This is a genomic window from Runella aurantiaca, from assembly GCF_003339505.1.
Classification (GTDB): domain Bacteria; phylum Bacteroidota; class Bacteroidia; order Cytophagales; family Spirosomataceae; genus Runella; species Runella aurantiaca.
Genome location: NZ_QPIW01000029.1, coordinates 25,044 through 51,242, shown reverse-complemented (window position 1 = coordinate 51,242; position 26,199 = coordinate 25,044). Strand labels below are relative to the sequence as shown.

General features: G+C 45.1%; 15 protein-coding genes. 7 read left to right on the top strand and 8 right to left on the bottom strand.

The window, feature by feature from the left end; all coding sequences use genetic code 11:
* Positions 1-28: 28 nt before the first annotated feature.
* The 7 genes from DVG78_RS24695 to DVG78_RS24665 form a co-directional block, all read right to left on the bottom strand.
* The gene (locus DVG78_RS24695) at positions 29-1,144 is read right to left on the bottom strand and encodes a hypothetical protein (protein ID WP_114463696.1); all 1,116 of its coding nucleotides are present in this window, start codon (positions 1,142-1,144) and stop codon (positions 29-31) included.
* 63 nt (positions 1,145-1,207) lie between these two features.
* Complete coding sequence (locus DVG78_RS30120; protein WP_158550089.1) at positions 1,208-1,366, bottom strand: hypothetical protein; 159 nt, start codon at positions 1,364-1,366, stop codon at positions 1,208-1,210.
* Positions 1,367-1,407: 41 nt separating this feature from the next.
* Positions 1,408-2,496 (bottom strand): ATP-grasp domain-containing protein, encoded by a 1,089-nt coding sequence (locus DVG78_RS24685; RefSeq protein WP_147277169.1) that lies wholly within the window; start codon positions 2,494-2,496, stop codon positions 1,408-1,410.
* Between the two features lie 5 nt (positions 2,497-2,501).
* Positions 2,502-5,831: a VCBS repeat-containing protein gene (locus tag DVG78_RS24680; protein ID WP_229598313.1), complete on the bottom strand. Its 3,330-nt coding sequence runs from the start codon at positions 5,829-5,831 to the stop codon at positions 2,502-2,504.
* Positions 5,832-5,882: 51 nt separating this feature from the next.
* Positions 5,883-9,350 carry a VCBS repeat-containing protein gene (locus DVG78_RS24675; RefSeq protein WP_114463692.1) on the bottom strand — a complete coding sequence of 1,156 codons (3,468 nt, stop codon included), beginning with the start codon at positions 9,348-9,350 and terminating at the stop codon, positions 5,883-5,885.
* A gap of 121 nt (positions 9,351-9,471) precedes the next feature.
* A complete protein-coding gene (locus DVG78_RS24670) occupies positions 9,472-10,962 on the bottom strand; it encodes a RagB/SusD family nutrient uptake outer membrane protein (protein ID WP_114463691.1) in 1,491 nt (496 codons plus the stop codon).
* Between the two features lie 107 nt (positions 10,963-11,069).
* Complete coding sequence (locus DVG78_RS24665; protein ID WP_158550088.1) at positions 11,070-13,979, bottom strand: SusC/RagA family TonB-linked outer membrane protein; 2,910 nt, start codon at positions 13,977-13,979, stop codon at positions 11,070-11,072.
* Positions 13,980-14,411: 432 nt separating this feature from the next.
* Here DVG78_RS24665 and fsa point away from each other — a divergent pair, with 432 nt between their 5' ends.
* From fsa to DVG78_RS24645, 4 genes are all read left to right on the top strand, one after another.
* The gene (gene fsa / locus DVG78_RS24660) at positions 14,412-15,068 is read left to right on the top strand and encodes a fructose-6-phosphate aldolase (RefSeq protein WP_114067785.1); all 657 of its coding nucleotides are present in this window, start codon (positions 14,412-14,414) and stop codon (positions 15,066-15,068) included.
* 83 nt (positions 15,069-15,151) lie between these two features.
* On the top strand, positions 15,152-15,835 hold the full coding sequence (locus DVG78_RS24655) for a cell division ATP-binding protein FtsE (RefSeq protein ID WP_114463689.1): 684 nt from the start codon (positions 15,152-15,154) through the stop codon (positions 15,833-15,835).
* A gap of 404 nt (positions 15,836-16,239) precedes the next feature.
* Positions 16,240-17,952 (top strand): DEAD/DEAH box helicase, encoded by a 1,713-nt coding sequence (locus DVG78_RS24650; protein WP_114463688.1) that lies wholly within the window; start codon positions 16,240-16,242, stop codon positions 17,950-17,952.
* 194 nt (positions 17,953-18,146) lie between these two features.
* The gene (locus DVG78_RS24645; protein ID WP_114463724.1) at positions 18,147-20,027 is read left to right on the top strand and encodes a YgiQ family radical SAM protein; all 1,881 of its coding nucleotides are present in this window, start codon (positions 18,147-18,149) and stop codon (positions 20,025-20,027) included.
* Positions 20,028-20,072: 45 nt separating this feature from the next.
* On the opposite strand, the gene DVG78_RS24640 is transcribed toward DVG78_RS24645, so the two are convergent.
* Positions 20,073-22,034 (bottom strand): DUF3858 domain-containing protein, encoded by a 1,962-nt coding sequence (locus DVG78_RS24640; protein WP_114463687.1) that lies wholly within the window; start codon positions 22,032-22,034, stop codon positions 20,073-20,075.
* Positions 22,035-22,159: 125 nt separating this feature from the next.
* Between DVG78_RS24640 and DVG78_RS24635 the strand changes: the two genes are divergently transcribed.
* The 3 genes from DVG78_RS24635 to DVG78_RS24625 all read left to right on the top strand — a co-directional run bounded on the left by DVG78_RS24635 (position 22,160) and on the right by DVG78_RS24625 (position 26,196).
* Entirely contained in the window at positions 22,160-22,546 is a 387-nt protein-coding gene (locus tag DVG78_RS24635) for a hypothetical protein (RefSeq protein WP_114463686.1), read from the top strand.
* A gap of 96 nt (positions 22,547-22,642) precedes the next feature.
* Positions 22,643-23,740 carry an alpha/beta hydrolase gene (locus DVG78_RS24630; protein WP_114463723.1) on the top strand — a complete coding sequence of 366 codons (1,098 nt, stop codon included), beginning with the start codon at positions 22,643-22,645 and terminating at the stop codon, positions 23,738-23,740.
* Between the two features lie 83 nt (positions 23,741-23,823).
* Entirely contained in the window at positions 23,824-26,196 is a 2,373-nt protein-coding gene (locus tag DVG78_RS24625; RefSeq protein ID WP_158550087.1) for an ELWxxDGT repeat protein, read from the top strand.
* The last annotated feature ends 3 nt before the right edge of the window (positions 26,197-26,199 follow it).

Below are 26,199 nucleotides of genomic sequence, written 5' to 3'. Positions count from 1 at the left end.
ATGCTTAAGCGGCCACCAGGTGTTTTCGCTATAACTCATATTTTTCAAGCAACGGAATACCGATTTTGTTGAGTAAATATAACAGCGTTTTCCACATTTGCTGACGGGCGTGCGGCAAATGGTTGAAATAAATGGCTGAATACTCCAAATGGCCCTGCCCGCCGCGTAATCGCTTGAAAGATGCCGCCCCAGAACTTAGATTCAGTACGTGGCCAGTTTGGTGCATTCGCCTGAAAATCAAATCAATGGCTTGGATATAAAGCCCTTTTTTCGGACTTTCGGATGTGTCATAACCCACGATGGGGGAAGTGATAGTGCCGTTTAATTCAAACAAACCCACCACAGATTTCAATAGCCCTTCGTCGTTGCGGTATCCTTCAAACCGAAAAAGTTGATTGGAAAATGCTTTCTCAAAAAACAATTCCGTAAAGCGTGGATTGTGTTGGGAGTATTTTTGGATGTATAATTGATTGTAAAGTTCTCTGATTTGCGAAACATACTCACCTATTTCTGCGGGTGAGACATAAGTCAGTTCAGATTTTTGTACCAGTCGGCGGTCATTGCCAATGTTGTTGTGCTTAGACCAGGTTTGGGCGTTTGGGTGAAAATAATACACCTGCCGACTAGCGCCAGTTCGAAACCCGTATCGTTCAAATTCGTGCAGTAAAAGAGAATGTTGAACTTGGTTGAGTGACCTAAAAATGAGGGTGTGTTGCGGGAATTGTTCGGTCAGAAAACGAACAATTTGCGGTAAATAAATTCCGTGCCAATCGGGGTAAGGGTTGGTGGAAAGTAGAAAATTATTAACATGAATGGTTTTATTGATTTCGTTGCGAATCAGCCAATTAGACGTGCCTTTCAGGAGCAGATTCAACGATTTATTCAGAAAGGGATTTCGGATATTTCGGTCAAGTTCTTCAATTGAGTAGGATACGCAAGCGGTGTAGGGAGAGCATACGTAAGAATTATCAAACTCCGTATCGTTGATGGTGACGGGCAGAAACCAGCGGTCGTTGATGGATAAAAGGCGAAAATCTGTACGAACGTTTTCAATGAGTTGTTGGGACGGATGCTGCTCAAACAATTCTCCCCATACCCGTATCTGCGGGTTAGGAATTTGCGAAGGAAGCAGCCACTTGATCATCTAGCGTTGCTCTTCAAGCTGGGTTCTGATGAGACTATTGGTATCAGCAAAAATTGTATCCATTTATTCTTCTCGTAATTCTCGCTGATATTCAACGGCATCTTGCCCCCATTTGATTTTACCGAAATATTTTTTTGTATTGAAGCCTTTGCCGGGTTTCAACTTTTTTAGCTGTTTTTCAATTTCAGCTTTTGAGTCATTGGGTTTAATAATGACGGTCATAATTTTGTGTTTTTTGTACAAATATACTAAAAACGCTCGGGTTATCCATTCCACTCAATATCCTGAGTAGAAGCCTGTAACAGCGTTTTGTTTTGCAAGAACTTGATTTTTAAGAGTTCTACCAAACTCAACGGTTGTAAAAACAACGGTAAGGAGTCATCGCCGTTGAAAATCACGTCGTTGGCTCGGTAAAAATCCCGATTCAACATCCGGTGCGGCTGCGTAATCAGAAAAGCAAATTTGACGGCCATGTGCTTTTGGCTCGGATTGAGAAGTTGGAAAGAATCATCCAGAAAACAGCGCGCCAAATCAGTGCCAATCAAATGCGCCCCGCTGATGCCGCGCGGGTTGCATTCCAGCACCACAGGCGTACCGTCGGGCTGAATGATAAAATCAAAACTTAATTGGCCATGATAACCAATCGCTTCCCCAAATCGTTTGATGGAAGAGATAAGTGCTTGATGAGTGACGGGTTCAAAATAAATTCCTGAGCCTTTTCCGACGCGGTATTTAGGGTGATAAATTGTAAGGGCTTTTAGGTTTCCGTGGGCCCAAATGGAATAAACGCAGACCTCTTTGCCGCTGATAAATCGTTGAGCTACCCACGCTGTTGAATCAGAGATTTGCTTTATCTGTGTAACCGTCGGTCGAAGGAGCGTAAAATTGGCAAAGCGGGAATAAATGGGCTTAAAAACGTAGGCATTAGCATTTTCATAATCGTTAAAATCCGCCGCATTTATTGTATCAGGTATGGCAAAAAATCCTTTAGACAATTCAATAAAGGTATCTTTTCGGTGGAGTTGGTGCATCAATTCAATGCCAGAAGTCCAGACTTGACAAGGCAAGGAATCTTTGGACATGGCCACGAAAAAAGCCTCCTCACAAGTGGGGAGGCACTGGTCTATTTTTTCGTCAATGATGATTTGCCTGAGTTTTTCCTGAAATGCTTCAAACGCGTAAGCGGGCGGTGGTAAATGGTAATAAGTCGCCACGTATTTGCTCCACCGCGCCAAGGTAAACCGCAACGAATCTGCCATGATGACGCGGTGGCCTTGTTTGCCAAAGCTCCGCGCCATCTCAAGGGCAATGGGCGCTCTTGCCCCCAAAATAAGGATGTTTTGCGGCGTCAATACGATTATTTAGTTTTAAACATCAACAGGTCAGCGCCGCTACGCGATACCAAAAATCGAGTAGCTCCACCGCTGCGAATTGGCTGAATATCACGCACTTCTCCCGTTAATAAAAAGCCTGAGCTGGTAGGCAATAATGGGGTAAACTGCCCTTTGGCTTTGGCAAAGTTGTTTTCCAATATCAGTCCATAACTTGCGTCGTAGCGACCTTGGTAGGTGCTGACGTTGTAAAAATTACCGCCTAACAAAATGTCGGGCTTGCCATCTTGGGTAACGTCGGCGATGTGAAGAGCGAAGATTTTGGATACCTGTGCCTCGCTTGGGAGGTAATGCAACGTAAACTCACCTTTGCCCATATTTTCAATCCACACGCTTTCAAATATGTTCACTTCGCGCTCCTCAGCAGCGTTCAATTCGGCCGATTTGAAGATTTTGCCAAGGGTATTTCCCGCAAAATCTTTGTTATTAGGAAAACGTTTGTTTAAGAATGGCAGGGTTTTTCCCAGTTCATCTTTGGACGCAACGGGATAAAATTCGTCGCCTTCGCCATAAGCCAAAATTTGGTCGTATTTAGCCCCGCTTTTTAAGAAATCACCCGCATACATGCGGAGTTTCGCGTCGGTATGCCGTCTGAATTTGGAGTTGGTTCCTAAGTTGCCCACCACAAAATCTATGTCGCCATCGCCGTCCAAATCGGCTGGTTTTATGGTTTGCCAAAACCCTTTTTTGTCTTCCAACGAAGTATGTTTTACATCAAACGAAGACTTGTCGTTTTCAAAAACGGTAATGCCCATCCAATCTCCCACAATCACCAAATCAACATCTTCGTCGTTGTCAATATCGGCCCAAGCGGCATCAGTAATCATCCCCGCTTTACGAAGTTCGGGCGCGAGTTTGTCGGTTTGGTCCGTGAAAATACCCTTGCCGTTGTTGATTAATAAATAAGAATCGGGGATTTGTCCGTAGTGAAACGCTACTATGCGGCCGCCGACAAATAAATCTAAGTCGCCATCTTTGTCCACATCTCCCGCTTTAACGCAGGATTTGTTACCGTAAAATTTGGGCAAGGCGGCTCGGTTACGGGCAAAATTCCCTTTGCCGTCGTTGAAATATAGCCGATCGAGTAGCGGCTCATCTTGCGCAAAAAATTCATTGCCACCGCTTACTACGTACAAATCAAGGTCTTTGTCGCCGTCGACATCGAGGAAAGACGCGTCGATGTCTTCGCAAAGCGTATCCGTCAAAAAAGCTCCCTGTTTGCTTTCGGTAAACTGCCCGTCTGTTTTTTGGATAAACAATTTTCCCGCTTGATATTTTGGGCCACCCACGTAAAAATCATCCAATCCGTCGCCATTTACATCGCCAACGGCCATTTTGGGGCCTTCTGTAGAAATCTTAAAGGGCATGAGTGGCTCACGCGTAAAATCGTAATATTCGTTTTCTTTATGGACAAAATCAACTGGGTATTGCTTCGTTACATCTTCAAAAATGGGCGCTTTGCCCGCAGGTAAGTTCCATTGACTGGTGGCGGCTTCTTGTTGCAACGTTAGGGTTTGGTTCGATTTTACATTCGTCAGAATCTGGGCTTTCTGGGTGGGCCATATCACCACGAGCGAGTCAATGCTGGCGGCTTTTCCCAGTCCAAACGTCAACCAAGGTTCTACCGACGACATAAACCCGCGCGTGGGCATGTTGTGTTGGTATAGCCATTTGCCATTGGTTTTAAGGTACACTTTTGCGCCAATTCCAAAGCCGTTCCCTTTTTGTCCTTGCAGTTTAACTTTCAGAAAAGCGTTCTTAAACAGTTCATCGGCTTTGTTTTCGTAGATTCCAGCGGGCGCATTGAGGTTATTGGTAATGAGTTCCAAATCGCCGTCATTGTCTAAGTCGGCGTAAGCTGCTCCATTGGCACAGTTAAACTCTTTGAACCCCCACGCCAGTGATTTATCCTCAAAAAGCAGACTGTCGCTCCCTTTGTAAAGGTAGTTGTGCCAGCGGCCGTTGGGCATTTTGTCCAAGGCTTCCTTATCGCTTTTCTTGCCTTTTTCCAACATGATTTCAACCATTGGGTTGGATACGTACTTGATGTATTCCAAGTCGTTGGGTCGGCGCTCAATGCCATTGCTGATAAACAGGTCTTTGATGCCATCATTGTCATAATCAGCCAGAAGCGGCGACCAGCTCCAGTCCGTGGCCGAGATGCCCGACATGGCACCAATGTCGCTGAAGCGCTCGCCCCCAAGGTTTAATTGCAGAGTGTTGCGGGTGTATTGGTTATAATAGCCGAATTGCAGTTTGTACAAATATACGTCTAGCGGGTCTTCGCCCATTGAGGATTTTTCGACTTTGGGGTCTTGTGGATACATGTCGACGGTCACCATATCGAGCAGGCCGTCGTTGTTGATGTCGGCCATGTCGTTGCCCATCGAAAACTTACTGGTATGTGTAAAGTGCTCTCTCAGCGCTTCTTTGAAGGTGCCGTCTTTTTGGTTAATGTAGTAATAGTCGTCTTCGTGAAAGTCGTTGGCGACGTAGATATCTTCCCAGCCGTCGTTGTTTAAGTCACCCACCGAAATTCCTAGTCCGTAGCCTTGGGGGGCGGCGTAAATTCCTGCTTTGATGCTCACGTTGGTGAAAGTCTTGCCGTCATTGCGGAATAAATAATCCCCCGCCAACTCATCGCGTTCTAGCGCGCGAACGTTGACGCGGTCGTAGGAGATGGATGTATGCACGGCATGATTGAGCAGATACATGTCTAAATCGCCGTCGTGGTCGTAATCAAAAAAAGCGGCTTGGGTCGAAAACCCCTGAAAATCTAACCCATATTCTTTCGATTTTTCAGAAAAAGTTCCGTCTTGATTATTGATAAACAGTTCATTATGGCCTTTAAACGATTTGTAGTTGCTGACGGCACATACATAAATATCCAACCAGCCATCTCCGTTGACGTCGGCCATGGTGACGCCCGTTTTCCAATTGGCGCTTCCGCCGATGTTGGCTTTTTCGGAGACGTCTTCCATTTTTATGCCGCTTCCAGTCTTCGTTTTATTGAGGTAAAGGTGATTTTTTTGTTGGTTAGAAACAAAGAATACATCCGAAAGCCCATCATTGTTAACATCTCCCACGGCTACTCCACCGCCGTTATAAAAATACAGATAATCCAAAATATTAAGTTCTCTCGTATCCCGCACAATGTTTGCGAAGGTTACGCCGCTTTTTTCGGGAGCGATTTGCTCAAAAAGGGCAGGCCCATCCGCGCTATTGTTGGAGTTTTTGGAACAATTGGTTAGAAAAAACAGACTAAAAATTAAAACACCCCAGGTGTTTCCTTTCATTTTTTTCATCACAGGTTTTATTTTTCTACTACTACTGAGTTAATCAAGGGACTATTGATTCAGCCCTACTACTTGAACTTTGTCTTTGTTTTTGGCCAGAATAATCAACTCTTTGCCATTGGTACCGCGTGCTTTACGCATTTTTCGTACCTGACCTTTGACCAAAAATCCTGATTGTGCAGGCTTCACCGTGGCAAATTGCGGCAGACCGTTTTTGTCTTTTCCTAATCCTCGCAGAACCAATCCATCATTTGCGTCATAACGGCCCATTTCAGGCAATACATCGAAGAAATTCCCCGTTAACAGAATGTCAGTTTTTCCGTCTTTATCATAGTCGGTTGTTACGATTCCGAAAATAGGGGAGTATTGGGCGGCTAGCGGCAGCGATTGCAAGGTAAATGCGCCTTTGCCATTGTTGATGAGCAACGAACTGTTGGATTGATACACAACCCTTTTTTGTACCCCTTCCATTTGTTCTCGCGAAAAAATAGCATCTATGGGCTTACCGCCGTACTCTTCGTGGCGAACAAATCGTTTTTTTATTACGGGCAATACTTTTTGCAAATCGGGTTTTAGCACCATCGGGTACGTTTTTCCGTCGGGATTGTAGCAGGTAATAATCTGTTCTACACTACCATTACGATCAAAATCGTTGATGTACAGCTCTGCGGGTTGGGTCTCCGAACATTGGAGCTTTGTGTTACGCCCCAAGTTTCCCACGATAAAATCCGTGTCGCCGTCGCCGTCTACGTCAGCCGCTTCTAGGGCATTCCACCAACCGTTTGAATTTTTAATGGGAATATTCTGGGACTGCGGGAAGTTTCCTTTGCGGTTTTGTAAAATCATGATGGGCATCCAATCTCCTACGGCAATGAGCTCAGGATAACCGTCTTTGTTTAAATCTTCAAAGCGCGCATCCGTCACCATACCAAGTTGGTTGTTGGACATGGTCTCTTTGGTTACGTCTTTAAAGTTGCCCTTGCCATTGTTTTGGAGTAGGTAGCTTCGGGGACTGAGGCCATATTGACCAGAAATCATCCGAGAGCCTACGAATAAATCTAGGTCACCATCGCGGTCATAATCGGCCACGGCCACACATGAGCCATTTTCAAAAACCGTGGGTAGCCCTTTGCTGAGGCTGAAGCTACCTTTGCCGTCGTTGAGGTAGAGTTTATCCGCCAATATTTCTTCGCCGGTCATAAATTCATTCCCGCCCGTCACGACGTATAAATCTAGGTCTTTGTCCCCGTCGGCATCAAAGAATGTAGCGGCAGTTTCATCGGCAATGGCGGGAGAGGCAAAAGTAGCTTTTGAAGTTTCTACGAAGTTGCCGTTGGGTTGCTGCATAAACAACGCACGTCGTTTTCCAGCACCGCCGCCGATATAGGCATCGTCCAATCCGTCGCCGTTAATGTCGCCAATAGCTAGGGCTGGGCCTTGCGTAGAATACATTTGTTTCAACAATCCGTCGCGGTTGTAGTCAACAAAGTCGTTTTCTTCGTGTTTGAAATCCAAGCCAGAGGTGTTTGTAATGTCATTGAAAGGAGCCTTAATTGTTGAAGCAGCGGGCAATTTCCATAAGTCTTTTGCATCGGCATGATTTAGGGTTAGTTCAACGTCTCCTTTCAGGTGTTTGAATGACTGCATTTTGTCGTCGGGCCATACGACCGTCAGTGAATCAATCCTTGGATTGGTGCCGAGGCCAAAAACCAAGTTTAAATCGCTGGATGATTGAAACCCACGATTGGGCATTTGTTGTAAATACTGCGTCTGTCCTTTTTGATAAATGTAAACTTTGGCCCCAATAGCGTGGGGATTTTTAGCGTTGCCTTTTAGTTTTACGCGCAAAAAATGGGTCTTTAATTTCTCGACCGATTGGTTTCGGAATACGCCCAATGGGGCATTATTGTTACTTACTACCAAATCCAAGTCGCCGTCATTGTCCAAATCGCCGTAGGCTGCACCATTTGAGAAGTTGGGTTCTCCGAGTCCCCATGCCATGGCTTTGTCTTCAAATTGCAGTTGACCTTTGTTTCGAAATGCAAAATTAGATATAGGCGTCGTTGAAATCATATCTACGAACTTACGATAATCAAACTGCATTCTGCCTTCAATCATTGCCTGTATATTTTTTTGGTCGGACAAAAAGGCCACGTAATCTTGGTCTGTTAAGTTTTTAACAATTCCGTTAGCCACAAATAAGTCTTTTTGACCATCATTGTCCATGTCAAAAATCAAGGCTCCCCAACTCCAGTCGGTCGCGTGTACACCTGCCATCTGACCTACTTCTTTAAAAGAGGAGGTTTGGACTGCGGACTGAAGACTCTGGACTGCGGACTGGTTTCCCTGATTCAGATGCAGCATATTGCGCATGTATTGGTGCCAATAATCCTGCTTTATTTTGAATTCTGTTAATTCATACCCTTCAAAAACGGAGGTTGTTTTGAGCCGTTTGTCATCGCGGGGAAGCATATCCGTCACGAAAATATCCAGCAATCCATCGTTATTGATGTCGGCAATATCCGCACCCATCGACGACAGGCTGATGTGGTTCATGCTTTCTTCCAATGATTCTTTGAAGGTGCCGTTGCGCTGATTGATATAGAGGTAATCACGTTCGTAGAAATCATTTGAAATATAAATATCTGGCCAATTGTCTTCATTGACATCGCCGATGGTGATTCCTAACCCAAAGGCAATCAAGCTGCCGTAAATTCCTGCTTCTTCACTTACATCCGTAAAAACAGGTTTAGTCATGGATGCTGAATCATTTACCACTGGTTTTGGTGTCAGTTTACTGGAGGTAGTGCTAATTGTCTCGTTCCGAAACAGTTTATGGCCACCGAGAGGGTCGCGGTATTTGCGGAAATTCTGGTATTGAAGTTTGTCAACGGGCGTAAAACTGTTGTTGAGTAGATACATGTCTAAATCGCCGTCGCGGTCATAGTCAAAAAAAGCCGCGTGGGTGGAGAATCCTCCGTCGAGGAGGCCGTATTCTACCGCTTTATCTGCAAACTTCGGTACACCGTCGGGGCCGATGCCCTGATTGATGAATAACTCATTGCCTCGGCTGTCACCTTTGATATTACCCGCGTTACAAACATAAATGTCCATGAGCCCGTCGCCGTTTACGTCGGCAAAAGTGGCCCCTGTTGACCATGCTTTGGCACCTCCCACGCCAGCGGTTTGGGTTACATCATCAAATTTCCATTGGTCGTTGGCGTTTTTTCCTTTGTTAAGGTAAAGGTGATTTTCTTCAAAATTGGAGGTAACGTATATATCAGCCCATCCATCATTGTTTACATCGCCGATGGCGACGCCCCCTCCGTTGTAAAAATTACGGTAATTGAAAATATTCAGTTCTTTTTTATCCAGTAAACGGTTGGTGAAATTAATTCCCGTTTGAGAAGCAGGAAGGGATTCGAACAAATTTTCGTCGGCATCTTTACTGCAGCCCACCATACATGCCGACAGGAATAAAATGACTAAAAAGGGTGAATAATTTATTTTGCTCATCATAGGTTGTGGCAATCACTTGTAGCAAATCTTTTCACAAAATTAACTAAAAAACAAAAGCGAGTGAGCTATTAGACTCACTCGCTTTGTATCAGTTATCTGATTTAACGTATAACGTTATAAATTAGTAGCCAGGGTTCTGAGCCAATCCAGGGTTGGCATCACGACGTTGCTGAGGAATTGGGAATAACAACGTTTTAGTAGCTGGTTCCTTCATAAATCTTGAAGTGAATTTACCACCCACTTTGTTGAATTCACCAAAGCGAATCAAGTCATTGCGACGCCATGCTTCCCATGCCAATTCACGACCGCGTTCGGCAAGAATGTTATCGAGCGTCAATTGTGGCGCAGTCCATGCTGTTACACCAGCACGAGCTCTTACAATGTTAAAATCGGCCAAGGCATCCGCTGTTTTTCCAAGACGGAAAAGAGCTTCTCCGCGCATCATATAAACGTCGGCCAAACGGAACATTGCCCAGTCGTTATCTTGGTCAGGTACCGTGTTGCCACGTTGGATTTCGTATTTTCCGAGACGTACACCTGCTCCCTGAAACTCAGGGTCAGCCGAAGTCATTTCGTCTTTGGTCATTACGGGATTAAAGTCCAAATCTTTACCATTATCGTCTTTCAACGCTTTGCCATCGGCACCGTATTGAACACCTGAAATCCACATTTTCTTGCGCAGGTCATCGTCTGAAAATGAGTTATAAAATTCAGCAATAGTACAGAATCCGTTCCAAGGCTGACCGCTTAGGTTATAGGTGCTTTGGTTTTGGTAGTGCAATGTACGGTAAGCAATGGTCATACCGCCCGCCTGAATACGATCAAAAGGAATGGCCCAGATGTTTTCGGTAGAACCTTCATTTTTTGCCGCAAAGTTGGCAAGGAAGTTGGGTTCTAATTTGTATTTACCTGATTTGATGACGATGTCACACATATCAGCAGCTTTTTGCCACTCGGGAGTTCCTTTATATACACCAGCGTTCAAATAAATTTTAGCCAACAATGTTTGAGCCGTTAATTTATTGATACGTCCGTAGTAAGAACCACCAACGTTGTCAGAAAGATTAGGCAGAGCTTCGGTCAATTCCTTCTCTACAAACGCATAGATTTGTGCCCGTGGAGTGGTGCTTACGGTACCTGACGTAGATTCTGTAATCAACGGAACGTTACCGAAATAGTCCATGGCAAGGAAGTAATAGAAAGCGCGAACCGCTCTCAATTCAGCAATCGCTACTGTGTTGCCAGCTACTTGCGGAATCAGGTTGTTGATGGTGTTAATACCGCTTTCAAAAATCCAACCCCACATGTCGTTGATAGGGCCATGCGTGGTAGTCCAAGTGTGACGGTTGTAGTTCAACCAGTTACCGCCATCATACCAGTCTTTTCCGCGAGTAGGTACTAAGCCTACGTCAGTAGTTACTTCAGCGTTGTGGGCATTCCATGCATAATCCCGTAATCCAGAGTAAGCAGGACCCAACAACGAGGCCAACTGCTCGGGAGTTGAACCAAAGCCTTCTTTAGGTATAACTCCATACACCGACTCATCCAAATTGGTACAAGAGGCTATCGTAAGCACACCCGCCAATGCAAGGTAAGAGAATGTTTTTTTCATTTTTATTCAGTTAGTTTTTGATGCTACAAATTAATTATGTAACAGTATGTTTATGTACGATGTTTAGAGAAATTTAGATTTTTCAAATAACTCTAAAGTCGTGTTAATTAGAATGATAGGTTAAAGCCAGCTTGGAAACCACGGGCTTTAGGGAATTGCTGCTTGGTATAAACACCCGCAGTAGCAAAACCTGTGTTCATTTCAGGGTCAACACCTTTGAATTTGGTCAATACAAACAGGTTGTTTCCAGAAATATACACTTGCGCACGGCTCAACACACCTTTGCCAGGGATTTGGTATCCCAAACGGAAGTTAGCCAAACGTACAAAGCTGCCATCTTCTACGAAATAGCTGAATGCACCTGTCTTAGTATCACGAACGGGTGAAGTCAAAGCCTCACGAAGCGTGTTTTCAGCAGGAAGACGGTTGTTTGGGTTGGCATACATCATGCGTTCTGCATTAAAGATTTTGTTGCCAAACTGACCGTTCAATAAGAAACTCAACGAGAATGCTTTGTACGTAAAGTTATTGGTTAAAGAAGCCGTAAACTTAGGAAGCGGGCTTCCTTGGAAGTCACGATCTGCATCGTTTTCGCTAATTTGACCGTCACCATCAATATCTTTGAATACAAATTGCCCTTTTTCATCCAATTTCTCAACAATACCGCCGAAGAAAGCACCTACTGGTAAACCAACTTTGATAAGCGAGAAAGGCACGGCTGAAGTACCGCGAGTAGCAGCTCCCAAACCTGAGAACAAGAAGATTTTATCAGAGCCAATAAATTCACCTTTGGCAAGCGCAGTTACCTCGTTTTTCAAAGTCGCGGCGGCTAATGTTGCTTCGTAGCGGAAGTCACCTTTTTCTACAATACCCGCCGTCAACGATAATTCCAAACCTTGGTTACGCATTGAACCTACGTTGGCAAGAATAGTTGGATACAGAGGCTTGATAGAAAGCGGGGCGGCAATTTCGTATAACAGGTCTTTGGTATTACGGATGTAATAATCCAATGAACCCGTTATGCGGTAGTTCCACAACGCAAAGTCAATACCAGCACCGTAGTTTTCGTTCACTTCCCATTTCAAATCTGGGTTAGGGTTCTGTGAAGGCTTGTAGGTAGGCAACCAGTTACCGTTGTCATAGTATTTGTTACTTGGGCCCACCAAGGCCAAAGAACGATAAGGGGCAATACCCTCAGAGTTACCCGTCTGACCGTAGTTTACGCGAAGTTTCAGGTTATTGACGGTTGGATTACCTTTCAAGAATGCTTCTTCAGACAATGCCCAACCTACCGACAACGATGGGAAAAGCCCCCATTTGTTGTTCTGTCCAAACTTGGTTGAACCGTCACGGCGTACTGTCAGCGTTGCAAAATACTTATCATTCAAAGCGGCAGTAGCACGTCCAAAGAAAGAAATCAATTTGTAGTTTGAGCGGAAAGAGCCAACTGCGTCATTTGCCCGTTGCCCAAGCGACACACCCGCTCCAGCAGCTAAGTTGTTAAACAATAAATCGTCGGTGATAAAATTATTGTTTACCGCGTTAAATCCTTCAAAATTGACATCTTGATAAGAATAACCTCCCAAAGCTCCGAATGTCAATCCATTGAATGTTTTGTTGTAGTTCAACGTAAATTCTAACAGATTATCTTCACTTTGGCCATTATCTACTGGGCCTGTTGAGCGACTACCAGTACCTAAGCCAGCTTGGGCTGATTTAGGTATGCGTGATATGTAGAAGAAACCATCTTGCTTAGAACCTTTCATTGCACCGTTTACCCCAAATACCAAATCTTTGGTAAGGCTATATTTTAGGTTGATATTCCCCAAATATTCAATCGACTTGGAATAGTTGGTAGTTTGTTCTAAAAGTGCCACTGGATTAAATGCGCCAAACTCACCCAAACGCTCAAAATATCCTGTTCCAGCTGCGATGCTACCAGGTGTTTGGAAAGTTGGGTCGGTTGTATAAATTGGATCGGTAGGCAAGTTGGTAATTGAATAAGTAAAGGCGTCGTAGTTTACGTAATCACGTTTACCGTTAATCAAAGACAGGCTGGTAGCGATTTTCAATTTGCCGTTTAAAGCCGTCTGATCTAAGTTGATACGAGCACTTACACGCTCAAAACCTGATTTCAGGACTAAACCCTGCTGGTTTAAATAGCCGATAGAAGCACGATAACTGAAGTTTTCAGTACCGCCTGAAAATGCTAAATTGTGGCTCATGACTGGAGCCTTGCGCGTAATTTCTTCAAACCAGTTGGTATTGGCACCCTGATCATTGACCAAAGTGAAACCGAACTTTTTAACGGCATCGCGGTATTCTGAGCCGCTCATGTAATCGGGAGCTTTTGCAACCATGTCTACGCCAAACTGAGCATTGTAATCAACCGAAGCACGGCCAGATTTACCACGTTTAGTAGTAATCAGAATAACCCCGTTGGAAGCACGCGCCCCATAAATAGCGGCCGATGAAGCATCACGTAATACGTCTACGGAAGCAATATCGTTTGCGTCAATGTTTTGAATGGGTACACCCGGTACTCCATCAATCACATAAAGAGGATCAGAGCCAGCGGCCAATGAACCTACTCCGCGCAAACGTACCGTTGGGCGTGAGTTAGGGTCAGAACCCGTTTGGTTGATGGTCAAACCAGCTACCTTACCCTGAATGGCGGCAAGCGGGTTGGCCACAACCCCAGCGTTGAAATCCTTTGAGTTAACGCTGGCTACTGTACCCGAAATTTCTTGGCGTTTTTGTGTACCATACCCCACAACCACAACTTCATTAAGTACCTGATTGTCTTCGACCAAGCTAACATCTACAGTGGTACGGTTACCTACGGCAACTTCTTGCGTTTTGTAACCTACGAAACTGAACACGAGCGTAGCATTGTCGGGTGCGGAGATTTTGTAGTTACCGTCTACGTCGGTGTTGGCACCTCGCTGGGTACCCTTTACGGCGATGCTAACACCGGGCATACCGGTACCGCTTGCATCTTTTACATTACCGGACACTTGTTTGTCCTGGGCCCATACCCCCAACGATACTACTGAGACTAGGACTGTCAACAAAAATTTGCTGACAAAGGCCCTCTGTCGAGCTAAAGAAGCCCGACCTGCTAAGGGGAAACTGTTCATCATAGGTTGAAAATTGGTTTTTGTGAATAATTACCTAATTGGTTTTCGCAATTTGTAACGCACTCACTACTACGGTTTTTGGATTGTTCCAAGTATTTGTTGTCACAAATGCTTTAACCAGACGGCAAATTACAATAATTAATTTCTATAATACAAGTTTCGGATATTAAAAACGCATGAATCAGTCTGTTTGTTACCCAAAAAAAGGGGATGGTAAAGCGGGGAGGTTATCTGCCATTAATTCAATTAAATGTTTCATGAAACAAAGGGTTTGCCTAACTTTGCAAGTGATAACTTAAAAAGACTTCTATGAAATTTTTTATTGATACCGCAAACCTGAGTGAAATCCGGGAAGCCTATGAATTGGGCGTATTGGATGGCGTTACTACCAACCCATCTTTGATGGCAAAAGAGGGAATCACTGGCAAAGCCAACATCATGGCCCACTACAAAGCAATTTGTGATATTGTAGATGGCGACGTAAGTGCCGAAGTAATTGCTACTGATTTTCAGGGGATGATCAAAGAGGCGGATGAATTGATTGAAATTGACGAGAAAATTGTTGTAAAAGTACCGATGATTAAAGATGGAGTAAAAGCCATCAAACACCTCTCAGATCGTGGTATTAAGACCAACTGTACCCTTGTCTTTTCGGCAGGGCAGGCGTTGTTGGCGGCCAAAGCGGGCGCTACCTACGTGTCTCCTTTCATTGGCCGTTTGGACGATGTCTCCATGGACGGGATGGATTTGATTGAGCAGATTGTGACCATTTATCAAAACTACGGTTATACGACCGAAGTCTTGGCGGCATCGGTTCGTCATTCGATTCACCTTTTGAAATGTGCTGAATTGGGCGCCGATGTGGTTACTTGCCCGTTAAGCGTTATTACCTCGTTGCTTAAGCACCCTCTGACCGACATTGGCTTGGAGAAATTCCTGTCTGACTACAAAAAAGGAAACCAATAAAAATAGTTTACAGCTGGCAGTAGGCAGTTTGCAGTATTTTATTGCTAACAGCCTACTGCTAACTGCTAACTTCCTACTAAACTATGACTGCTTTTTCATCTGAACCGATTATTCAACTCGAAAATACCGACATTTATCAAAACGGCAACAAGCTGGTATTGGCAGATGTAAACTTCGTAATAAATAAAGGCGATTTTGTTTTTTTGATTGGAAGAACGGGAAGTGGAAAAAGCTCTCTGCTCAAAACACTCTACGCCGATTTGTGGTTGGAGTCGGGTACAGGAACGGTGGTTGGCTATCAGTTGCAAAAGCTCAAACAAGCCGACGTGCCTTTCCTTCGGCGTAAAATCGGCATTGTTTTCCAAGATTTTCAACTGTTTTTTGACCGTACCGTGGAAGAAAATCTTGAGTTTGTACTGCGAGCCACTGGCTGGACCGACAAAGCCACCATCAAGAACAGGATTTCGGAAGTGCTGATGCAAGTAGGGTTGGGCACTTTACAAAAGAAAATGCCCCATCAACTTTCGGGTGGGGAGCAGCAGCGGGTCGTGATTGCGCGGGCCATGCTAAACGAGCCTCAGATTCTGTTGGCTGATGAGCCAACTGGAAACCTTGACCCTGAAGTAGGTGAACAAATCATGCAGGTGTTTCAGAGTATTAATACGGCAGGAACCGCCATTTTGATGGCTACGCACAATTATGATTTTCTAAAAAAATACCCAGCACGCGTCCTGAAGTGTGAGGCAGGAAGTGTAAGCGAGGTGTAATATTAAAAAAATACAAAATTTGTTGCGTTGATTGGGGAAAATCGAATATTCTTCTTACTTTTGCATAAAATAACTGCACCGAGCGCTTCTTAACGTCTCTGCGTCTTTTTCTCCCATGGGGTATTGGAGTCCCCATCTTTGTCTGTTAGAAAATCACGCTTCGAATTATTTGGCACCGGCTCATTGAGATTTCATGAGTGTTCAGTGCATGGGCAATTTTTAAAAATCCTGTTATTGATCGTATCCGCCGATAGGTTGAGTTAAAAACTCGTCGAGGGAAGGTAATTGTTGAAAGGTTTTCGCCGGCTAGAAACCCTTCTATGCCACGTTGTGCTTACCGCTCGAACAATTAACGGGAATACTATTAACCGTTTAACTTGTGCGTAAGCACGCAAAAACAATCAATGGAAGTACTTTTTGATTCATTAGGCCTTTCGGAAGAAATTCTGAAAGCAGTAACAGAAATGGGTTTTACCAAACCCTCACCCATTCAGGCAGAAGCCATCCCGTCCCTTTTGGAAGGCCGTGACGTATTGGGACAAGCCCAGACAGGAACGGGCAAAACCGCCGCTTTCGGTATTCCTGCTCTTGAAAAAGTGGATATCTCAGATAAGCGTACCCAAGTATTAATGTTGTGTCCGACCCGTGAGTTGGCGGTGCAGGTAACTGAAGAGTTACGTCGTATTGCCAAATACAAAAAAGGGTTGAAACTCGAAACCGTTTACGGTGGTGATTCGATTGAACGTCAGATTCGTTCGTTGAAAATAGGTGCTCAAATTGTGGTCGGAACTCCCGGTCGTGTCATGGACCTTATTGAGCGTAAGGCGCTTAAGCTAGATTTCGTAAATTATGTAGTATTAGACGAAGCCGACGAAATGCTCGATATGGGCTTTCGTGAAGATATTGATACCATTCTGGAAAGTGTACCCGATGAGCGCCAAACGGTGTTGTTTTCGGCTACTATGTCGAAGCCCATCATGGGCATCGCTCAAAAATTCCAAGAAGATCCCGTCCAGATTAAAATTACGCGGAAGGAAGTTACCAACGAAAATATTGAGCAAACGTATTTTGAAGTAAAACAACGGGGCAAAATTGAAGTGACCTGCCGGGTATTAGATGCCTACGATTTAAAGCAGGTCATTATTTTCTGTAATACCAAGCGTAAAGTAGACGAAGTAACCGAAGAACTTTCTTCCAAAGGATATTCGGTCGAAAGTTTGCACGGCGATTTGCGCCAAACGCAACGGAATCAGGTAATGGCGAAGTTTCGTTCGGGAGCCGCCAATATCTTGGTAGCCACCGACGTAGCCGCTCGCGGTATCGACGTGTCGGGTATTGACGCCGTTATCAACTTTGATTTACCGTTGGATGAAGAATACTACGTTCACCGTATCGGTCGTACTGGCCGTGCAGGCTTAACGGGTAAAGCGCTGACGTTGGTAGCCAAAGATGAAAAATACCGTTTGCGCCAAATCGAGACTTATACCAAAGTAAAAATCGACAAAGGAGTTATTCCAACTTTTGAAGACATCGTAGGTGTACGCAAAGCCCGTTTTATCTCACAAGTAGAAGAGGCGGTTTCGACTGGCGATTTGGATTTGTACGAAGATATGTTGGGTATGTTGCATCATACTACGGGCTTCACTACGGAGCAGATTGTGGCCGCATTGGTCAAAATCAACATGGGTGTTCAGAAAAGCGAATTTGCCGACAATGATTTGGCATGGGATGCTGATCGTCGCCCATCAGAAAGAGGATTTGAGAAACGTGGCCGTTTTGAAGACCGTGGCGGAAGAGGCGAAGAGCGTGGCTCAGGCCGTTTCGGCGACCGTGGCGGCGACAGAGGTCCCCGTGAAGGCGGTGGTCCAAAACGCAACGAACCGGGTATGGTTCGCCTGTTTGTGAGCGTGGGCCGTAAAGACCGCGTTCAACCACGCGACATCGTTGGCGCTATCGCTGGCGAGGCGGGTATTCCCGGCCGTGTGATTGGCTCAATTGATATTTTTGATGCGTACTCGTTTGTAGATGTTCCCGAGCGCGATGCCCGCAAAGTGGTGGAAGCCATGAGCGGCAATACCATCAAAGGAAAAATGGTCAACATCGAAGTAGCACGATAACCGCAGGGGCGGTGTTAAGCGCTGCCTTTCAATCATTTGCAGTTCACAATTCACAGTATAAGTACCTTATCTGTTGATTGTGAACTGTTTTTGTATTTAATAAAGACCAAAACTATTTCAGTATAACTTTGGTTGAATAAATGCGTGAAACTTTTGCACGCCAATTTACATTCCGCAAGAAAAAGAAACGTTGTATGATAGAAAGACCCATCACCGACTGGTTGCCCCTGACGAAGAAAGAGGTTGAAAAAAGAGGCTGGGACGAAGTGGATGTTGTGTTGGTTTCGGGGGATGCCTACGTAGATCATCCTGCCTTTGGTACGGCTGTCATTGGCCGTATCATGGAAAGCGAAGGCTTCAAGGTGGCGGTGGTAGCCCAACCCAACTGGAAAGACGATTTACGGGATTTTAAAAAATTCGGCCGACCCAAATACTTTTTTGGCGTTACGGCGGGCTGCATGGATTCGATGGTGAATCACTACACGGCCAACAAACGCCTGCGCTCCAACGACTCGTACACGCCGGGCGGCGAGGCGGGTTTTCGTCCTGACTATGCTACCACGGTGTATTCAAATATATTAAAAGAACTCTATCCCGATGTGCCAGTACTGATTGGGGGGATTGAGGCGTCATTGCGCCGTGTAACGCACTATGATTATTGGAAAGACCAATTGATGCCCACCATTTTGGCCGATTCCAAAGCCGATTTGCTGGTGTATGGCATGGGCGAGCAGCCCCTGCGCGAGCTGTTGAAGTTGGTGCGCGAAGGAGTTCCGTTGAATACCATTCGCAACGTGAACCAAATCGCCTACTTGCAAGACTCAGAAGCAGAGTTGCCAAGCGACAAAGGCTGGGAAACGGTTGAGCTGGCGAGTCATGAAGTATGTTTACAGGATAAAATCAAGTATGCCGCCAACTTCAAGATTGTAGAGGTTGAATCCAATAAATGGGAGGCCAATCGAATCATCCAGAAAGTGGGCAACCAAACATTGGTTATCAATCCGCCGTTCAAAATCATGGACGAAAAAGAGATTGATGCATCGTTTGACTTGCCCTATACGCGTTTGCCGCACCCCAAGTACAAAACGCGCGGCACGATTCCTGCCTACGAAATGATTAAGTTTTCCATCAACATGCATCGGGGCTGTTTTGGCGGGTGTAGTTTCTGCACCATTTCGGCGCATCAGGGAAAATTTATTGCATCGCGGAGCGAGAAGTCAATCATGAAAGAAGTGGAGGAGGTAACAAAACACCCTGAATTTAAGGGTTATATCTCCGATTTGGGCGGGCCGTCGGCCAATATGTACCGCATGAAAGGCAAAGACGAGGCCATTTGCGCGCGTTGCACGAGTCCGAGTTGTATTCACCCTGTAATTTGTTCAAATTTGGATACCTCCCATAAGCCAATTACGGAGTTATATAAAAAAGTAGATGCGCACCCGAAAGTGAAAAAGGCGTTTGTAGGGTCGGGAATTCGTTACGATTTGTTGGTGGATGATTTCAACAAAAACAACAAAGACAATAACCACGACGAATACATGGAGCAACTCATTACGCGCCACGTGTCGGGCCGGTTGAAAGTAGCGCCCGAACACACCTCTGACGATACGCTGCGCGTAATGCGTAAGCCATCGTTTAAGTATTTTAAATTGTTTAAACAGAAATACGATAAGATTTCCGACAAACATAACCTGAACCAACCGCTGATTCCGTATTTTATTTCTTCTCACCCCGGTTGCGAAGAAGCAGATATGGCCAATTTGGCGGCCGAAACCAAAGACCTTGGCTTCCGGCTGGAGCAGGTGCAGGATTTTACGCCCACGCCCATGACCGTGGCGGAAGTGATTTACTATTCGGGCGTTCATCCCTATACGTTGAAGCCCGTCTTTACGGCCAAAACCAAAGAAGAAAAATTGGACCAAAATCGCTATTTCTTCTGGTACAAGCCAGAGTTTAGAAGCCTGATTCGAAGCCGATTAAACAAACTGAAACGCCCTGATTTGGCCGACCGACTTTTGAGCAATCCCAAAAAGCAGGAAACGCGGGTGGAGAAGAAAATGGGTAAAAAGCGATAAGTCATTTTTAGGCTTCCCAAATTTCTGAAACTTGGGAAGCCTTTTTTATTTTTTCTTCAACGAAATCACTTCGCTATACGCTTCATTCAGCGCTTCTATCATTTTATTCCATTCAGAAAAACTCGTTTTCTTTACAAGTAATGTGTTGAGTGTTAGTTTACTACGAATAGTGATTTGTCCATTTTTCTGTTCGTAGCTAAGCGAAAATCCAAAATCAGGATTGGCAAACGACCTGTTTTCGGGCAAGTAAGAAACCTCATATCCTGCGGGAATCGGTAAGATTTCGACGGTTTCTTGCGTATGCGCAAATTCGTGTTTCCAGTCATTTTTACGCGTATCTTCCATGCGTTTATCCGCCCAGGTACGTATTAAGTGGGGGTTGATAAACAACTCGCCCGCGGCTTCCTGCACGTAGTCGGGGACCCGAAACGTGTAGTCAAACTGCACAGGAACATCCCGCTGATTGATGCCCGAAACCGTCCGTTTCTCAAGCGTGGACTTATTGGAGCCGCGACTGAGAATATTTTTGTAGTACTCATCCCGTTGCGGTTCCGAACGGTATTGAATCGCCGATTTTACGGATGTTTTCCACAAACCTTCAAACATCAACGTGCCTTGGCCTTTCAACGTCTTGCCATCGAGCGAAAGAATCATGGAATCCCGCCGGAAATTTTGAGAGGCTGGAACAATAGGCACGGTTACGATTTCATATTTGTCTTCAGAGGTCATAATCATTGCTTCTTTTCCCTGAATGTGAGAAGTAGGTAGACCAAAATCAATGCGGTCGTCGGTAGCATCTAAAAACTGCCATTTACCATCGCGCTTAACGGCCGCAATCATGTGGTTATCAACACTCATCGAGGGGTTTTCCACATAACGATACGGAATATCCCGCGTGCCAATCCAAACCAGATGTGCGGGAATGCCCGCCAACTTGAGCATCGTAGAGGTCAGACTGGCCATGTCTTTACAATCTCCGTAGCGTTTTTGCCAAACGTCAGCCGCTTGACGGGGAATAAAGCCGCCCAAGCCTTCTTCAAAAGCAATGTATTTGATGTGGTCTTGTACCCAATAATAAACCGACTTGATTTTTTCCTCTTCGGTTTTGCCCCTCGTCAGAGAGTCGGTGAGGGCCTGCAAAGGAGCGTTAGGTTGTTTGTTGAGGTCTTTGACCAAGCTTTTATAGTAATTAAACAGCTTTTGTACATTTCCCAATACCTCCGTGGTTTTGCCGTCGATGGTATAACTTTCGATGAATAAAAGCACCTGTGGTACATAATAACGCAGCGAAAGAGATTCGGTTTCGAGGGGTGAAGTTTTCAGGTTTTGGGCTTTCCAAGCGTAGGTTGTTTTGCCGTTTAGGGTGGTTTGTTTAAACGTAATCCCCTTCATATCGCCGTAGGTTTTGTAGGATATTTTAACCGACGCAGGAAACGTAACTGAAAAATCGCTGTTGATGACGGGCACATAGTTGCCAAATACAAACCCCGAAAGCATGTACGGATTTTTGATGTGCTCACGGTAAGATACAGTGCCGATGCCTCCCTGTTTTGCCCCCGGAAACGTGAACTTTTTAACTTGCATATCGTCAAAAAATATCCCTCCTCCTGGGCTGGGGCGTTCGGTTTTGAAGTCGGTAACGGGTGTACGTTTAAATCCTGCTTTTTCGGGAACGTAGGAAATGGCCTCTAAATCCTTAATTTCCTGAAACGCGTCCGAAAAATAAATACGCTCGTCGGCCCAAACGCTGGCGCGTTCATCCAAAAACACGCGGTCTTCTTGATGCAAAACGTCGATTTGCAACGCCCCATTAACCAAATCTACCGTTACCTGTTCGGAGCGGTTGAGATACGCCATTTCTTCATTCGGAAACTTAGCCTTCAGTTGGGCTACGTTTACTTTGGGTTGTGCCCAAATAATAGTAAACGAGAGAAATATAAAGGACAATGTTGTGAGGGTGAAGCGGGTGAGTCCGACGGTTTTGTGGGGCAAAAACGGATAAGGCATAACTTAGAAAATGATTTATGTGGCGTATAAATAACGGAAGGTTGCCGGGAAAAGTTTTATTTTGTGAAACGTTGCGGCACAAATGGCTTTTTCTTGTTTTAGAGCATAACACTTAATTACATTTTATGGAACAACCATCGGATGATTTGATTCTCAACACAAATGAAGCCATTCAAGCGTATTTAAATATGCCTGATTTGCTGCGGGATTTGCTTCTTCAAATAACAAAAGATTTTCAGACGGCACAAATACCCTTATCGTCCGAGTCTTTGGTAAATTGCTCTTTTGAAGGGCTGTGTGAAACACTCGTGAAGGCCCTGGATGCGCATTTGGCCAAGGGGGGAACGCTGAAAAATGTCTTAAATCGGGTTGATTTAACCGAAAAACAACTAAAAAAGCACATTCCGGAGCGTTTGGCGTCCAACCTGCACCCTTTGGCGGAGTTAATCATAAAGAGAGAATTGCAAAAAGTAGTCATCCGTTATTGGTACCGACAATCTTCAGAAAAATAAAAAAACGAAGAATGAATTGTCAGTTTTTTAAAGATTTCATTGAACCTTAGTACCTTTGTATGTGTTGATGTGACACTAACTTATGAAGGAAAAGTGATGAGTAATAGTTATGCGTCTTTGGCGCTGGAGTTGACGACTGCCGTTGACGACGAGCGGCCTGTATACATTGCCGGAAATTTTTGTGAATGGTTTCCCGACATTGAGCGATTTAGAATGCAAAAAGTAGAGCCGGGTAAGTATAGATTTCAATTTCCGTCTGATTTTTTGTTTGATAAACCACTCGAATATAAATACACCCGTGGGGGATGGGATCAAGTAGAGCTTGATTCTTTTGGAGAAGCTCCTCAAAATCGCAGAGTTCGCGCAAAAACAAAGTCCCAAAAAGATTTTGTACCCCACTGGCGTAAAGATGGTCGGTCTTTTGACCCGCTCCTGATTCCGACCGTAGAAACGGTTGCTGAACAATTTGAAATGCCACAATTGGGACGCACGCGTCGTATTCGTATTTTACTTCCCCACGATTATTATACTTCCGAAAAATGTTATCCTGTAATCTACCTTCAGGACGGTCAAAACCTGTTTGAAGATGGCTCGGTGTATGGAAATTGGGAAATCGACAAAAAGATGGCTATTCTGGCTGCCCAGGGCAAAGAAAGCGTGATTATTGTAGCCATAGACCATGCCGACGAAGACCGTTTGCACGAATTTGCGCCCTATGCCAATCCTAAATTTGGGAAAGGCTCTGGAAAAAAATACGCCAATTTTATCGTACGTACGTTAAAGCCGTACATTGACAAGCACTACCGGACCCGTCCTGAGCGCCAGCATACGGGTGTGGGAGGAAGCTCCATGGGTGGGCTGATAAGTATCTATGCGGGTTTGATGTACCCCGAAGTACTCGGCCGTTTAATGATTTTTTCGCCGTCTTTGTGGGTTTCTGAAAAAATATACTTCGACGCCATTGAGTTTTTCAATCCGATGGAAACGAAGATATATGTATACGCAGGAGGTAAAGAAGGGCGATACATGATTCAAAGCACAGAACGTCTCAAAGAGGCTGTAGAGCGGCAAGGATGGTCGCCAGAGCGCCTGCAATTAAAACTCTCAGTAGACCCCAAAGGAGAGCATAATGAAACCCGATGGGGGAAAGAATTCCCCAAGGCCATTGAGTGGCTTTTTTTTGAAACCCGTTGATATAACGCATTTTGGCATTTTTCTTGCTCTAACGCTTGAGGCTTTATTCAAGTGTTAGCGCAAGAAACTCGATGCCAATCAAAATGTGTATCTACAGAATCGTCCATTTTTGGGCTTTCGCGGTCAATCATCTGCTGTCAAAGCGCTGTTTTATCTGCGGCGGGTTGTTGTTTCTTACGGGTTTGATGTATGCACAGACTCCCGTTCTTCTCAAAGATATTAATTCCCTTACTGATCCTATTCGCCCAGGGACAACCTTGAGCAGTGATCCACGTTTTTTGGTGAATCACAAAGGCACGCTGTTTTTTACGGCCAAAGAAAACAGTACTACCGTTGGACTTTGGAAGTCAAATGGTACTGCTAAAGGAACGCTAAAAGTGACCGATTTGCCTTATTCTGCCTATGGATTGACCAGCGCGGGAAACCTTCTCTATTTTGCCGCCGACCAGTCAAATTTTGGTTATGAGCTTTGGAAATCAGATGGCTCTGCAAGTGGAACCGTGCGCATAAAAGATATATATCCGGGCAGTATGGGTAGTATGCCAGAAAGTTTTACGAACGTCAACGGCGTCCTGTATTTTGTGGCTACTGACCTTGTTCACGGGAGCGAACTTTGGAAATCTGACGGCACTGAAGCGGGAACCGTATTGGTAAAAGACATTCTGCTGGGCAATGGAGGGAGTAATCCCCAAGGGTTGACCAATGTAAATGGCATTTTGTACTTTGTGGCGGATGACGGTTCAAATGGCTACGAACTTTGGAAAACTGACGGTACCGAAGCGGGGACAGCGTTGATTAAGGATATTTATGCTGGGCCATCTAGCAGCTCAGCGCAGTATCTTACCAACGTAAATGGTACGCTGTATTTTGTGGCCGACAACGGGGCCAATGGCTATGAACTTTGGAAGTCGAACGGCACCGCTTCGGGAACGACACTGGTCAAAGATATTTGGAGTGGCAACCAAAGCTCGATGCCCCAATTTTTGACCGAACTAAACGGCCTCGTGTATTTTTCGGCCAATAACGGAACCAACGGCTATGAGCTTTGGAAATCAGACGGTACCGCCGCAGGGACTGCATTGGTGGCGGATATGCAAGCAGGGAATCTAGGTTCTAACCCACATTACCTGAGTAATATACGCGGCACGTTGTATTTCTCGGCAATCAATGGGATAACGGGGCGTGAGTTTTGGAAGTCGGACGGAACAGGGGCTGGTACGTTGATGGTGAAAAAAATTGCCATTGGTGGTGGAGCCTCCGCGAGCAATCCACTGTTTTTTACGGACGGAAAAGGAATCGTGTATTTCTCCGCAAACGACGGAGAGAAAGGCCAAGAGCTCTGGAAATCAGACGGAAAAGAGGCGGGCACTGCCGCTTTGAAAGAACTACGGGTGGGGAGTACAAGCAGTGGAGTCAGTAATATGATGTCGGTGGCCGATACCGTGTACTTTACCGCTGATGATGGGAAAATTGGCGGGGAGATATGGAAATTAGTACCCTGTGCAGTGGTTAAATTAGTAACGGCCGATACTACCATTTGTCATAAAGGCCCTTTTTCTCTGCCTAAAATGGTTACCAACTCCGCTGACTTTGTCTCGATGGTATGGCGACAAGGGAGTATGACGACCCCCATTGTGGATAACCCCGAAAATATAGTTCTTACGGGGGATGTTACTGATTTTTATGTTACGGCGCAGATGGCATCAGGCTGTACAAGTACGGCCAAAGTAACCGTTAGAACCATTCCCTTCCCTGAGAGTGTGGGCAGCTTATACCTTTTATTGGAAGGGCCCTATCAAAAAGGGATAGGACAGATGACAACCTCCTTAAACCAAAAAGGCCTTTTGCCGGGCCAAACGCCCATTAATGCTTTAGGTGTGGCGACTCCAGCGAGACAGCCCTATTATGGCGCCCCTTGGAATTATACTGGCACCGAAACGACGGCTCCTTACGCTGCCAACGCCACAGATTGGATTTTGGTATCGCTGCGTACCAGTCCCAACGACCCCGCCACAACGGTTTTTAAGGCAGCGGCAGTATTACAAAAAAACGGTTTGAGTGTGGTGACTGGATGCCCTGATAAGTTAAAAAACTACACCAATTACTACGTTGCGGTTGAGCACCGCAACCACGTCGGCATTGTTTCGGGTACGCCAGCGCTGTTTATTTATGATCACTTTTTTTATGATTTCACCATTCAGCAATCGTACATCCCGTCTGGAATATCATCCATTGGGCAGAAACGTTTTGATAATCGCTACATGATGTATGCGGGAGATTTACAAAAAACAAAGCTAGGGGAGGTAAATGCCAATGACGTTATCATTTGGCAACAACAAAATGGGCAGTTTGCCCGCTATTTACCCGGCGACGCTAATTTGGATGGCGAAGTGAATGCCCTTGATCAAATGCTTTGGATGGTAAACAATGGTCTTTTTACGGGAATTCGATTTTAATAA

Coding starts and splice junctions, on each gene's coding strand:
- DVG78_RS24675 (WP_114463692.1), bottom strand. CDS start 9,350: ATGATGAGCAAAATAAATTATTCACCCTTTTTAGTCATTTTATTCCTG.
- DVG78_RS24640 (WP_114463687.1), bottom strand. CDS start 22,034: ATGCCTTATCCGTTTTTGCCCCACAAAACCGTCGGACTCACCCGCTTC.
- DVG78_RS24635 (WP_114463686.1), top strand. CDS start 22,160: ATGGAACAACCATCGGATGATTTGATTCTCAACACAAATGAAGCCATT.
- DVG78_RS30120 (WP_158550089.1), bottom strand. CDS start 1,366: ATGACCGTCATTATTAAACCCAATGACTCAAAAGCTGAAATTGAAAAA.
- DVG78_RS24680 (WP_229598313.1), bottom strand. CDS start 5,831: ATGAAAGGAAACACCTGGGGTGTTTTAATTTTTAGTCTGTTTTTTCTA.
- DVG78_RS24630 (WP_114463723.1), top strand. CDS start 22,643: ATGAGTAATAGTTATGCGTCTTTGGCGCTGGAGTTGACGACTGCCGTT.
- DVG78_RS24655 (WP_114463689.1), top strand. CDS start 15,152: ATGACTGCTTTTTCATCTGAACCGATTATTCAACTCGAAAATACCGAC.
- DVG78_RS24625 (WP_158550087.1), top strand. CDS start 23,824: ATGTGTATCTACAGAATCGTCCATTTTTGGGCTTTCGCGGTCAATCAT.
- fsa (WP_114067785.1), top strand. CDS start 14,412: ATGAAATTTTTTATTGATACCGCAAACCTGAGTGAAATCCGGGAAGCC.
- DVG78_RS24650 (WP_114463688.1), top strand. CDS start 16,240: ATGGAAGTACTTTTTGATTCATTAGGCCTTTCGGAAGAAATTCTGAAA.
- DVG78_RS24695 (WP_114463696.1), bottom strand. CDS start 1,144: ATGATCAAGTGGCTGCTTCCTTCGCAAATTCCTAACCCGCAGATACGG.
- DVG78_RS24670 (WP_114463691.1), bottom strand. CDS start 10,962: ATGAAAAAAACATTCTCTTACCTTGCATTGGCGGGTGTGCTTACGATA.
- DVG78_RS24645 (WP_114463724.1), top strand. CDS start 18,147: ATGATAGAAAGACCCATCACCGACTGGTTGCCCCTGACGAAGAAAGAG.